General features: G+C 36.5%; 10 protein-coding genes. 7 read left to right on the top strand and 3 right to left on the bottom strand.

Going from position 1 to position 13,717, the window contains the following annotated elements; all coding sequences use genetic code 11:
* Positions 1–458: 458 nt before the first annotated feature.
* From F6K15_RS21375 to F6K15_RS21355, 5 genes are all read left to right on the top strand, one after another.
* Positions 459–1,766 carry a choice-of-anchor L family PEP-CTERM protein gene (locus tag F6K15_RS21375; RefSeq protein ID WP_293064052.1) on the top strand — a complete coding sequence of 436 codons (1,308 nt, stop codon included), beginning with the start codon at positions 459–461 and terminating at the stop codon, positions 1,764–1,766.
* Positions 1,767–2,378: 612 nt separating this feature from the next.
* Positions 2,379–2,639, top strand: coding sequence for a photosystem I reaction center subunit PsaK (psaK, locus tag F6K15_RS21370; protein WP_293064050.1), 261 nt, complete (start codon positions 2,379–2,381; stop codon positions 2,637–2,639).
* A gap of 696 nt (positions 2,640–3,335) precedes the next feature.
* The gene (locus tag F6K15_RS21365) at positions 3,336–3,803 is read left to right on the top strand and encodes a L,D-transpeptidase (protein WP_375341081.1); all 468 of its coding nucleotides are present in this window, start codon (positions 3,336–3,338) and stop codon (positions 3,801–3,803) included.
* Between the two features lie 90 nt (positions 3,804–3,893).
* The gene (locus tag F6K15_RS21360; protein WP_293064046.1) at positions 3,894–4,643 is read left to right on the top strand and encodes a L,D-transpeptidase; all 750 of its coding nucleotides are present in this window, start codon (positions 3,894–3,896) and stop codon (positions 4,641–4,643) included.
* A 375-nt stretch (positions 4,644–5,018) separates the two neighbouring features.
* Entirely contained in the window at positions 5,019–6,209 is a 1,191-nt protein-coding gene (locus tag F6K15_RS21355; protein ID WP_293064043.1) for a peptidase U32 family protein, read from the top strand.
* 575 nt (positions 6,210–6,784) lie between these two features.
* Here F6K15_RS21355 and F6K15_RS21350 read toward each other — a convergent pair.
* Complete coding sequence (locus tag F6K15_RS21350) at positions 6,785–7,246, bottom strand: GNAT family N-acetyltransferase (protein WP_293064040.1); 462 nt, start codon at positions 7,244–7,246, stop codon at positions 6,785–6,787.
* A gap of 1,573 nt (positions 7,247–8,819) precedes the next feature.
* Here F6K15_RS21350 and F6K15_RS21345 point away from each other — a divergent pair.
* Together F6K15_RS21345 and F6K15_RS21340 are read left to right on the top strand one after the other, a co-directional pair.
* Entirely contained in the window at positions 8,820–10,238 is a 1,419-nt protein-coding gene (locus tag F6K15_RS21345) for an aldehyde dehydrogenase family protein (RefSeq protein WP_293064037.1), read from the top strand.
* Positions 10,238–10,618 carry a DUF2784 family protein gene (locus F6K15_RS21340; protein WP_293064034.1) on the top strand — a complete coding sequence of 127 codons (381 nt, stop codon included), beginning with the start codon at positions 10,238–10,240 and terminating at the stop codon, positions 10,616–10,618. Before F6K15_RS21345 ends, F6K15_RS21340 begins: the two co-directional genes overlap by 1 nt.
* A 906-nt stretch (positions 10,619–11,524) precedes the next feature.
* Here F6K15_RS21340 and F6K15_RS21335 read toward each other — a convergent pair.
* Both F6K15_RS21335 and F6K15_RS21330 read right to left on the bottom strand, forming a co-directional pair.
* Complete coding sequence (locus tag F6K15_RS21335) at positions 11,525–12,568, bottom strand: nitrilase-related carbon-nitrogen hydrolase (RefSeq protein WP_293064031.1); 1,044 nt, start codon at positions 12,566–12,568, stop codon at positions 11,525–11,527.
* Positions 12,569–13,008: 440 nt separating this feature from the next.
* Positions 13,009–13,197, bottom strand: a complete 189-nt coding sequence (locus F6K15_RS21330; RefSeq protein WP_202224222.1) for a hypothetical protein — start codon at positions 13,195–13,197, stop codon at positions 13,009–13,011.
* Positions 13,198–13,717 lie beyond the last annotated feature (520 nt).

Below are 13,717 nucleotides of genomic sequence, written 5' to 3'. Positions count from 1 at the left end.
CTTATACTTAGTGAATGCTATAACTCTCTTCCGACTGATGGTTAGAAGATCGGGTTTTTGCAATTATTTCAAGATACAGCACAACATATTCCTTCCCCACCACTCCCAAATTCTTCTGTAAGACTATTTCAAAGTATCAAAATTGAGTTGACAATCTTAGCACTTACAGCTATTTTTATCGCTCTGAAAAAGCTATAAGCTCGACAGATTAATAAGTAGAGCAATTACACAGAAACTTTAGAGCTGTCATCAAACATCTAACTATATTTGTCATTGCGACCGATATGTTTTATTAACTGAGTCGCTAAATTCTGCATCTTCTCCAGACAGCACGATAGGCCTGAGATCAAAAGCTCTCATCATGTCTTGAGGATAAGACAAAAAATCAACAAAGGGCTCATATATTAACTATTTTCCAATTTATCAAAAAAATTTGATATTTCAGGAGGCATCAAGCTATGACTATTTCCAAACTCATCAAAAAATTTTCCATGACCTTTGCTGGTACAGCTTTCGTTGCTCTCAGCGCCACCACAGTAGCTCAGGCAATTTCCATAACTCCCACCAGTAATGGCGATGATTTGCTCAAAGAAATCCTCGGCAGTGGGATCACAATTGTACCACATTCTATCAATTATACAGGTGCTTCTGGTGCTTCAGGAACTTTCACTAATGGATTATCATCTGGTATTGGCATCGATACTGGTATTATTATCACCACAGGTAAAGCTATAGATGCTCAAGCTCCCAATGACTCAGATAAGAAAACTACCAATAATAAATTGCCTGGAGATTCAGATTTGGATGGGTTGATTCCTGAAGACCAAAAAACTTTTGATGCCACCATTCTGGAATTTGACTTTCAAACTGAAGGAGGGAATATTTTCTTCAATTATGTATTTGCCTCTGAAGAATATGTAGAATGGACAAACTCTGAATTCAATGATGTCTTTGGTTTCTTCCTCAATGGAACCAATATTGCTCTAATTCCTGGTACATCTACTCCAGTTGCTATCAATACAGTTAATGGGGGTAAGCCACTAGGAACTGATGCTAGTAACCCAGAATTTTTCAATAACAATGATCCTAGTGAGGGTGGACCATTTTTTGATGTAGAATATGATGGCTTCACTAATGTATTTACTGCACAAGCACTAGGACTTAGTGCCGGAACTCACAAGATTAGATTAGCGATCGCTGATGCTGGTGATGCTTTTCTCGATTCTGCTGTATTTATCGAGGCAAAAAGTTTTTCAGATAGTCTTAAGGAACCTGAAACAAAATCAAAACCTACCTCAAACTCTCAACCAAAATCAAAACCTACCTCAAACTCTCAACCAAAATCAAAACCTACCTCAAACTCTCAACCAAAATCACAACCTACCTCAGACCCTCAACCAAAATCACAACCTACCTCAGACCCTCAACCAAAATCACAACCTACCTCAGACTCTCAACCAAAATCACAACCTACCCCAAACTCTCAACCAAAATCACAACCTACCCCAAACTCTCAACCAAAATCACAACCTACCTCAGACCCTCAACCAAAATCACAACCTACCTCAGACCCTCAACCAAAATCACAACCTACCTCAGACCCTCAACCAAAATCACAACCTACCTCAGACCCTCAACCAAAATCACAACCTACCCTAGAACCTGATACTCCTATTAAAGATGTCCAAGATATTCCTGAACCTTCTGTAGTTATTGGTTTGTTAGGAGTTGGTTTTGCTGGACTTTCCTCAAAAAAAAATCAATAAAGTGTAATAACTAATTTCTCAAGAGAATAAACCTCATGTATTGAACTTGATGGTTAAAAGCTTACTCCTACTAACTCCCTACTTCCCACTTAAAAATTATATTTATTTAAAAATTATATTTATTTATTTAACGTAATTTAATATTCAGAATTTTATCTGACAATATTTTCATCCGATCACTCTTATAGTAATTATATTTTAAAAAAATTTACCAATTTATTAACTTTTAAATATTTTTAATCAATAATTAACCAAAGCTTCCACGGTTTCCTACTGCTTCATAAAACTGACATAAAACGTCATATAGCGACACTTTACTGTTTACTTCCTGCTTCTACCGGAACTGTCGGCAGCACTCCGTCCACAGGCATCCACGGTCAAGCCGACCGCATGTCTTAAATTAATTGAGGCATTCAAGTCTCGGTCAAGCGTATTATATCGTTATTCTCTGATTAAGTCAATGCTCCCAATTTTTGCAAGAGTTCTATTAAATCTAAAGCAGGATTTGTAAAGAATTATTACTAAGTTACTCTATAAAAGAAAATAATTCTATTTTCTGTTATAAAGATGCCACTTAGGTTTTTGATTGACTACATATAAGGAAAAGAAAAAATGCTTTACTCAACTTTACTCGCAGTTGGCCCTAATACTTTTAGTTGGAGTCCCAAAATTGGTTTAATTATGATTATTTGTAATATTGTAGCGATCGCCTTCGCTAAGTTTACAGTTAAATATCCTAGCGTTGGACCTGCAATGCCTGGATCTAACTTTTTCGGTGGTTTTGGTTTAGCTGGTGTTTTAGCAACTACTAGCTTTGGTCACATTTTAGGTGCAGGTGTAATTCTTGGTTTGGCAAATATAGGATCTCTGTAAGATTTCCCTCAACTATAATCATTAGCAGAGAATTTTTAATTAAATTTTGATTTCTTTCTGGCAACTTCCCTAAAAGTTGCCTTATTTGTTAACAATTACTATTGCGCAATAGCAATAAATCATGGGAACCAAACAACCAGCTTTTTTTATGAGGCAAGAGATTTACCGTTAAAGCGAGAAGATAGGTTTTTTCCACGCTATTGAACTTATCTATCAAATTTATATGCCATAGCACTCTACTGAATTTTCGGCGTTGCTGAATGACTTTATGATTTTGCTAGATTATGAATGTGGTTTATAGCTTTTAAGTATCTATTCATACCCACGTATCAGTAGCACCTAATTTTCAATTACAGTGCTTTTTAAATGGATGAACCACATAGTCAAAACTAAAACCCTTGTAGAGAAGTTCCATGGAACGTCTCTACTGTAATCTACCAATCTTGAAAACTGCTGTATAATCAAAAACCAGCATATTTTCAGTAGTTAAGGATTGACTAAATGAATGAAAAAGTCAGAAAAAAATCTTTATCTAGATGGATAAATAGTAGTCAAAACCACAATATTTTTAGTGGTTTTCATCTGTTAATACTCTTAAGCATAAGTATAGTCATTAGCTGGAACTATTTACAACGGAAAGCTCATGCTTCAACTCCTGTTAAAAATCAAGAAGCTTCAACCAATGCGACAGACTTAATAGAAATTCAATCTCCAATAAAATCAAAATCACCTGTTACAAAAAAAGTACTAAAAGAACTTTATATTCAGCAAAATGAAAATATTTATTTAATCATAAAATTAAGCGATCGCCGTGTCTATATATATCAAGACGACCAATTAAAAACCAGCTATCCCATTGCTATTGGTAGAGAAGGATGGGAGACTCCCGCAGGTACATATAAAGTCATGCAAAAAATTTCCAATCCATCCTGGAAACATCCTTTTACTGGAGAAATAATACCACCAGGTCCAGAAAATCCTTTAGGGGAAAGATGGATAGGTTTTTGGACAGATGGCACAAACTATATAGGTTTTCATGGAACTCCCAACGAAGAAACGGTAGGACAAGCTGTCTCTCATGGTTGTGTTAGAATGTTGAACCAAGATGTACTAGCCCTATTTGAAAAAGTAGCAATTGGTACAACTGTCATCGTCGAACCTTAACAGAATATGAGCATAATTTATTGATAAATTAAGCTACTAATAATATTAGTTTCTGATAATATCTATATGATTAATTTTGAGGAGTGAAAAATGATCGAATCTACCACAAATAAATGGCTTAGTCCGATGCTCAAAATCAACAATGGAGCATATAATTTAACAGCAATCTTCTTAACTACAGCAATTATTATATTATCTGGTCAAAAGTTATCTATAGCTTCTATTGATACGACTGAGACAACTAATAATAATCAGCAAACACAGAAGGAAGCTACTTTAGCATTTAGTGATTTGATACCAAAGCGACAACCTCCTGTTCAAGACCTCCAAAAATATTTACTAACAGAAGGAGAATCAGTTAATCCATCATTTGGTGGCTTAATGCCAAACCTGAAACGTGCTGTTAAAGACTTTCAAAAATATTTGGGAATAGAAAGAATAGAAGTAGAAAAGTTAATCCAGGTGGTACTTCGCTTAGGGGAACGACGAGTATATGTGTATGAAGGAGAACAGGAAATAGCTAGTTATCCTGTAGCAGTGGGTAAACCAGGTTGGGAAACACCAACGGGTGAATTTGAAGTTATTCAACTGGTGGAAAATCCGCAATGGCAAAACCCCTGGACAGGTGAGGTAATGCCAGCAGGGCCAAATACAGCTTTAGGATTGAGATGGATTGGTTTTTGGACAGATGGAAAAGATACAATTGGGTTTCATGGTACTCCCACTGTAGAATCTATTGGATATGCTGCATCTCACGGTTGTGTGCGGATGCGGAATGAAGATGTGATTGCTTTATTTGAGAAAGTACAGGTGGGTACGACTGTGGTTGTGGAACCTTAATGAAGGAAGAAGGAAGAAGGAAGAAGGAAAAAGTCAAAAGGAAGAAGGAAAAATCTTACGTTGTCTGAGTTTTAAGCTTTTGATATTTCCTAATCTTTCCTTTAGATCGAGCTAAAATATTTAACAGGAGTTACGCATGAGGTACGAGAAACTAGGATTTGAGATGGCTTTCTGTTCCGGACTGCTCCGTAAACCCTGTCGGTCGCTTCGGACGACAATACAGCGGTTTTCATTTCGGTAAACCACAATTAGGGATGTTGTATGCAACGTCCCGACAAGGTTTTGGTTATGGCGATGTGGTTCATCAATGAGCAAAAGCGCTGTAGGTTCTACTGCGTAAGTCCTAATTTAAGTTAATAACTATATGTGTTTAATATGTGGAAACCAGAATTGTTAGCTCCTGCTAAAAATCTCGAACGTCTAAAAGTTGCTGTTACTTATGGCGCGGATGCTGTTTATGTGGGTGGGCAAAAATACGGTCTAAGGGCCCGAGCAGATAATTTTTCTGACTATGACTTAGAACACGGAGTCAATTTTGCTCACCAAAATAATGCTAAAGTTTATCTGACTCTGAATGCTTTTCTCCACGATGATGACTTTGAGGGATTAGCAGAATATTGTCAATTTCTCGAATCTATTGGTGTGGATGGTGTTATTGTTTCCGACTTAGGGGTTTTGCGAGTCGTGAAAAATAGCTCTAATCTTGACATTCATCTCTCGACTCAAGCATCTTGTCTTAATTCTTATGCAGGACAAATGTGGAAGGAATTTTCTGTGAAGCGTTTAATTGTGGGGCGAGAAGTCAGTGTTGCGGAGGGGGGGTTGATTCGTAAACAAACTGGTATTGATGTGGAGATGTTTATTCACGGTGCTATGTGTATGGCTTTTTCTGGTAATTGTACAATTTCCAATTTTACCGCAGGTCGAGATTCTAATCGTGGTGGATGTATTCAATCATGTCGTTTTCCCTATCAGTTGGAGGCAAAAACAGATAATCAACCAGTAACGTTTATGTCTTCTAAAGATTTATGGGGTATTCATCAAGTAGGAGAATTTTTTCAACATCAAATTTGTTCTCTCAAGATAGAGGGGCGAATGAAATCATCGTTTTATGTGGCGGTGACTTGTAGAGCTTATCGTCAAGCGATCGATGCTTATGCAGAAGGGAGGTTGACCCCAGAGTTAGTTAATCAGATTAGTGGTGAATTAGAATCTGTGCCTCATCGTGATTATTCTTCTGCTTCATTGGAAACTCCCGCAGGAAATGATTCTGTATATAAGCAGTTGGAAAGTAGTAGGGGGACTCACGAATATCTTGGTATTGTGATGGAGACAACACCAGAAAATATTGTTTTGCAACTGGTTGAGTCTGTGGAAGTGGGTGATGAAATTGAGATTATTCCTGTGTCTGGAGAGATAGTGCATTGGAGAGTTAGTCAGCTTATTTCTGTGGTAGGCGATCGCCTTGAGAAAATGCGCGCTGGTAATGTTGTTTGTGTTCCTAGAACTGCAGCACCAGATATCTTGAATAATGTAGCAAAATTAAATATAGTTAGGGCTTGCTGATTAAACATTAAAGCATTGACTGATATTGGTTGTAGCATTTTTTGATCTAAAAAAGTGCCAGCTTTTCAGTGGAAAAAGCTCAAAAAGCTAGTATTTTTGGAGGATTATGGCAGAAAAATAAAGGGACAATTTTTCCGACTACCTCCTCTATAATTCCCATTTATCCTGTCTTCCCCTCCTGGGAGGGGCGAGGGGTGGGTTGTCTCCTGTCTCCGACCCTCACCCATAAGACTTTTGAGCGCAAACCCTAGTTAGAGTCCCGCCAGTAATATAGCGCTACGCGCAAGTCAGAAGTCAAAAGTCAGAAGTCAAAAGTAATCCCTGACTGAGTTTGAGTGTTTATAATTGCCCTGACCTATTTGCGTCGTGCGATATCATCAGGACTTACGCAAATTGACCTTTAAAGCAGCATCTGTAGGGGCGCCATTCGGAGCTTTGCGGAACGCAAATGGCATTCGCCCTAGCTTATAAATAATATCATCTCCGGATAATTAGTGATAAAAAACCATTACCCTTGAAACTTTTGTTTCCCTTCTGACTTCTGACTTCTGCCTTCTGCCTTCTGCCTTCTTCAATTACTTGTTTCCTTGATACTGCATAATTATTACGGGAAGTTTGAAGATTTTTCTAGCTAATTGAGATATACCAAATTTGAACTTTAGAGATTGAGGTAATTCACCTAAAGAAATAGGTACAAAACCAAAACGACTGTAAAAAGATTCTAATTTTTTACCCAGACATTCTAGATATAAAGGTTTAGTTGATTGTTGAATCAGATGTTTAGCTAGTATTGTTCCTAAACCACGTTTTTGCCAAGATTTTACAACTACTAAACTACCTAATTCTTCTGCGTCTTCAAAATTACGCAACTGCCCACAAGCTACTAATTTTTCTTCACATTCAATTACCCAAAATTGCTGCCAAATTAATTGAGTTGGGTCAAGTTTAGCAGTCAAAACTACTTGACGAATAGACCAAATATCTTTGGCAGATGCAGGTCTGAGAGTACAGGAATTTGGCAATAATATTTCTGTCATTTTCGCCTTTTTTGATAGTTGATTTATTTGTTTATGATTATTATTCTCGATCCTAATTTTCAGTCAGTTGAGATAAACACTTTAAAATTTGAAAAACCTGATCGGATCATTTCCAGGATTAATAAGAAGTTCAAAAAGTCAACATATAGAATACTGTAAATTATCTCCCTTCATTAGTTTAACAAATCTGAAATTACTGCCATTGATCAATAATCCAAATGTCGGTAATTTTGGAGCCATATCAAATCCGGTAGCATCGGTTTCAACAATTAATAATTAATAATTAATAATTAATAATTACCTCTCCTTGAAAACGGATAGGATTGACTAATCATGAAAATTTTTATTTATTATCCCCTTAAAAGGGGAGGCTTTAAACCACAATTTTTCGGTAATGAGATGGGGAGATGGAGACCCACCCGTGGGCCCCTCCCAGGAGGCAGGGTCTATTTATTGTCACCAGAGAAAAAAGAAAGAGGGGGGAGAGGGGGGAGAGGGGGAAGAGGGGGGAAGCATAGGAACTCAAAAAAATATAGGGTTGTAAATATTCTCGCTACGACAATGAATTAGCTCTGGGGAGATGGGGAGATTTGTATATTTGCACAATTACAGCACTTTTGAGGAAGCGTGAGGTACAGCTATAAGACTATTTATTCCTATATTCCCTTTCGGAGCTGTTGCCTTCCGGAGCTGTTGCCTAAAGCAATAAAACTTTGTACCTCATCAACTAGAAAACTGCTGTAAATGTATTTCTTATGAATATTCTCGCTACGACAATGAATTAGCCCTGCTCCCCCTCCTGGGAGATCGAGAAATATTTGGTAATGGTTGAAGATGGAACATTTTTTTATACCGAATTAAACGGATTTGATATCAGATTAGTTAACATAATCAGGACTTACGCAAAGGTACTATCTATAGAGTAAAATAACTATTAGACAATAGTTTTGAGGGCTATATATAGCGTATCTGCGTAAGTCCTAATAATAAAATAATCGTTGAGGCGGTAATAAATTCAGAAAGTGTGGGAATGGTAATATGAACATTGTCCTCCAATAATTGAAACGATGAAGGCAAAAGGCTTAGAGAGGACTAGCCAAAAAATAAAAATAAAAAATTGCATTTCCTTAAAAAGAAAAGGATTGACTAAAAGGAAAAAAATTTCTTGTTTCTGCTTAAAGGTAGAGGCTTTAAACCTTAATTATTCGGTAAATTTTGATCGGTGAATTTAGTATCATTATATATTTAGGAGTATCTATTTTGCGTTGAACTAATGAAACACAGTTACCCAATAATATCTTAGAAATTAAATTGTGATTTTTTGCCTGTTTTATTTTTTTGACCATAGTTTTTTTATCCCTTGATAATCAGAGTTTAGGAAGATTTTATAACTATATATGTCCTGAATTAGAAAGCTTATGCAATATGATATAATCCAAAACTTAGTCAAACATTTATCAATAAACTCGTAGTTATGTTAACCGGGTCTCAAATATATCTCTAGCCCTAAATCACAAAGATTTCCTCTCTCTGCTGAACCCCAACCCAAATTGCCAAAACTCCCTTCTTCAATATGGTCAATCAAATTAAAATTCGTAACCCGCGCACTGGTATAAATGATTATTTCATTACCCAACCAACTGTAGAACAAATTGCTACTAAATGCCTCAATTTACGAGCTGCTCAAATTGACTGGGAAAAGTGTGGAATAGAACAACGTATTCAGGCAATTCAACAATGGAAAGAAGCTATATTTTTTCACCGGGAAAAACTCACACAGGCATTAGTCAATGATACAGGTAGACTAATAGAATCAAGACTAGAAATTGACTCTGTGGCTAATAGTATAGATAGATGGTGTAAGTTAGCACCGCAACTCTTATCAACTGAGTCAGTCAAAACTACAACAATTCCATTTATTCAACTACAAAATCAATTTTCACCTTATCCGTTAGTTGGTATTATTAGTCCCTGGAATTTTCCCTTATTACTTTCTTTAATCGATGCAATTCCAGCTTTAATTGCTGGTTGTGCTGTGGTAATTAAACCAAGTGAAATTACTCCGAGATTTATCAAACCTCTGTTAGAAACTATTGCTAATATTTCCTTACTGTGTGATGTTTTTACTTATATTGAAGGAGCGGGAGAAACTGGCGCAGCTTTAATAGAATATGTAGATTTTATTTGTTTTACTGGTAGTGTTGCTACAGGTCGAAAAGTTGCCGAAGCAGCAGCAAAAAGATTTATTCCAGCTTGTTTAGAATTGGGAGGAAAAGACCCGGCAATAGTTTTAGCTTCAGCAGATTTAGAGTTAGTAACATCGGCACTTTTATGGGCTTCAGTTGTTAATGCGGGGCAGTCATGTTTATCAATTGAACGTATCTATGTTGCCGAATCAATTTTGACAGAATTTATGACTAAACTGACCGAAAAAGTTAAAGGTCTGAAATTAGCTTATCCCAATATTGAGTCTGGAGAAATAGGACCAATTATTTCAATAAAACAAGCTGAGATTATTAGGGAACATTTACAAGATGCTGTGGCTAAAGGTGCAGTTATTCATTGTGGAGGAAATGTTGAAAATTTAGATGGTGGCTTATGGTGTTTGCCCACAGTTTTAGAACGTGTAAATCATAGTATGAAAATAATGACCGAGGAAACTTTTGGACCAATAATACCTGTGATGTCTTTTACTACTGTTGAAGAAGCGGTAAAATTAGCAAATGATACAATTTATGGATTAAGTGCTGCTGTTTTTGCTGGTTCTGAAGCTGAAGCTTTAGGAGTTGCTAGCCAGATCAATGCTGGAGGTATTAGTATTAATGATGCAGGTTTAACAGCATTGATTAACGAAGGAGAAAAAAATTCTTTTAAGTTTTCCGGTTTAGGTGCTTCTCGCATGGGAGTTGATGGTATGAAAAGATTTATGCGGAAAAAAGCGATTTTAAGTAAAGTAAATTCTGTAATTAACCCTTGGTGGTTTAAAAGCTGATGAATGAATTATCTCTGGATAAAAAATTAATTGTTTTTTTGCTCAAAATATTACATATTTCTGTCTTGATTTTTACCTTGACTGGATGGCTATTACCGAATAAATTGTTATTGATTTATTTAGTTTGGATACCAGTGATGGTGATTCAATGGCAACTAAATCAAGGAACTTGTATATTGACAAATCTGGAAAATTATCTATTAGGTGAAACTAACAAACAAAAGTCACAACAACAGGGTCAGTTTGTGAAATCTTTGTTTTTAAATTTATGTGGTTTTGTACCAGCAGATAACTTTTTAAAATATTTGATTTATTGCACAATTTTTTCCTGTTGGAGTATTGCAGGTTATAAATTTTATCTGTATTATTATGGCTATTGAAGAAGGTGCTAAGTTTTAGGTTTTAGGTGATACTGATATAGCAATTCCCATATTGGTAAGGTACAAAATTTGTTTGTTTTAGGGAGTAGGGAGTAGGTAGGGACGTTGCATGCAATGTTCCTAAAAAGTAGTAATTCGGGAAACATTGTAATTAGGGTTTGCGCTTCACTAGTCTTTTAGTAGGGGTAGGAGACAGGAGACAACCCACCCCTAACCCCTCCCAGGAGGGGAAAGACAGGAGACAGGAGTTAGGAGAGTTTAGAGTAGGTAGGATTCATTAATGGATAATGGATAATGGATAATTGATAATTACCTCTGGTTTTAACCGTTACAGAATTGAATATAAGGAGATATTATTTCTTCTCTTGGTTGATTGGATATGGCGAGGGGACCTCGCCATCCCTCAACCGCTTTTTTTCCCCTTAAAAGGGGAGGCTTCAAGGTACGAATTATTTAATAATTAATAATTAATAATTAATAATTCGGTAAGAATTGTAAGAGTGATTTTTCTGCCCAACTATGGGCTTAAAATACTAACTTTTTGAGCGTTTCAGACTGAAAACCAAGCACTTTTTAAAGGCCCCAAAAAGGCACTTGTCTTTATATGTCAATGCTTTTAGATTTAATCAGCAAACCCTAATTATTTTGGTCAAGGACAAAAGTAGTGGGAGCAAGATGCTCCCATGAAATGGCACTGTTCATCCCCATCTACCATTATGTGAGTAGGACTACCGTTTTTCGATCGCTAATTATCCGAACATAATATTATATATTTTTTCGCCGATAATATCATGCGAAGAAGGTGATAGGTGGTAGTAAAAAAAAACCATCCTCTAGCTTTAATAATAAGGTGAGGTTTCATATTTTCTTTTCTTCCTTCTTCCCTCTTCCTTCTTCCTTCTTCCCTCATATAATACCTTCTTTTCTCAACTTTTCAATAGTTGCACGTTGAGTTTCAATAAAATGTTTTCGCTCAACTACTCCACTATCCATAGTATTAGCAGGATAAGCATGAAACTGACGATAACTTTCTGCATAAATATCCCATCTTTGCCTTGCTAATAAATTTTTTATTCCTACTTGAGAGCGATAGTTGCGGAGAGCCATAAGATCAATTTCACCATAGGCGGCCATGCTTTCCCCTGCCCCAGTTTCCGCTAATATTAAACCTCGATAGTCGATAATTTTGGAACCCCCATCAACCGAAGCTTCAGGAATAGGAGTGTTAGCAATACCTGCAGTATTAGCAGATATCACATACATCATATTTTCCACAGCACGAGAAACTTTCGCTGCTTCTTTTGGCGATCGCGCTTGCCCATAAACCTCTGAAGTAGGATGCAGTAAAATTTCTGCCCCACGCATTGCCAAACATCGGGTCACTTCTGGAAATAAAATTTCATCGGAGGCAACAGCAGCAAAATTACCGATCGCTGTTTTGGCAACAGGAAATACTCCCTCTAAACCATAACAGTCGAGATATTTATCCCAAACATCGTGGGGAGTAGGAGCAAACATAGAATTGAGACGACGATAGCGCAATACGATATTGCCACTGGGGTCAATTAGAAAGCAGCTTTGAAAATATAATTCGGGAAAGTTGGGGTCAACTTCGTAAGCATTGCCCCCTAGAAAAATATCATTTTTTTGAGCAATCTCCCCTAGAAGGTCGTAGATGGGGTCAGTCATTTCTAAACAGGCTTTATTTGCCCAACTTGTCAAAGACTCGGCCATCGGAAAACCTGTGAGAAAATATTCTGGCAGTAAAACTAATTTACAGTTTAGGCCAATAAAAGCTTTACTAGCAGCTATTTGTTTTGCTAGGTGGTTGATGGTTTCCTGAATCAGCGATCGCGCAGATTCCCGATCATTGGCCTGATTTACTGCTTTAGCCTGGACTTGAAGGGCCAAAGCCTGGAAAGGGGTAACTTGATGGATAGCTTCTACCATATTTTGCTATAGTCATCCTCAGCATGGGTGTGTAGAAAATCTCTGGGATTTTGAAGAAGTAATCATTAGTCAATGAGTGACTGAGAATGGGGTTGATGAGGATTATCTCCCTAAAAACTCCATTGACATCCTGGGTGAGAGTGGGATATAAAACCCATCATAGAAAAGATAAAACAGTAAAAAGGAAGAATAAATAATTTATATTATACCAATGTTCCCTGCTCCCTGTTCCCTATTCCCTGACAATACATTTGGATTGTCAAATGCCAAAAAACGTAGTGCTGTAGCATTAATCAATGAAAAATGATATTACTTGCCTAATTCCAAGATTCTAAAAAGAAAAGGCGCAAAATATTACGCCCCAGAACAAACAACTGTAGTTAAAGTGTTAGGAGTAATGTACTCCAAGGCTTTTTCGGTGGATGATCAACTCTATAACCTTAAGAAGGTTGGTCTTGATTCATCTGGCGCTCAATGGTTTGAATGGCCGCATTAAGTCCAGCTAATCTAGTTTCTAGATCGTCTCGCATCCACTTGAGGAATTTCAGTTTATTTTCCTGATGGACTTTACGAGACTCTGGTTGAAAAAAGTCCCAGCCACAGCAGGATTTAGCAAAGAATGGAAACATGGGTAATACTCTCAACTCATCTTTACTTAATATTTTGAAACAAAAACTCTAGAAATGACAGATTATATTCTAATTTATTTCTTAAATATCAAAAATGAAGGCCATGCCAGCCAGTAAAAATCCTTAGAAGTCCGTACTTCAAAAAGTAGAGCATTATATCTATATACATATATTATCTTCTTGGGTCTGTGTCTATAAAATGCAAGTAAGTATTCAATCGAACTTAATATAAGTAGTGTTCGCGATCGCTTCCTTACTTAGTTTTACCGCCATTATTAACAGTAATCAGTTTCATGGCATTCTGATTTTTTTCAAAGTATATCGAGTTTACGAAACTCAAACTCAGCCTAATTTTAGCACTTTCAAATATTGATCCAAACTTGATTTCATGCTAAAATTTATACTGTAATTTTTAGGCAATAATTACGGTTCTAATATAATTACTTATTAAATATAAAAAACTCTAAATTTGCCTGAAAAATATCAATAATATTTTACATTTATCTATAAAAGGATATAT

Source organism: Okeania sp. SIO2B3 (genome assembly GCF_010672525.1).
Taxonomy (GTDB): domain Bacteria; phylum Cyanobacteriota; class Cyanobacteriia; order Cyanobacteriales; family Microcoleaceae; genus Okeania.
This window is presented reverse-complemented; position numbering and strand designations above follow the sequence as displayed.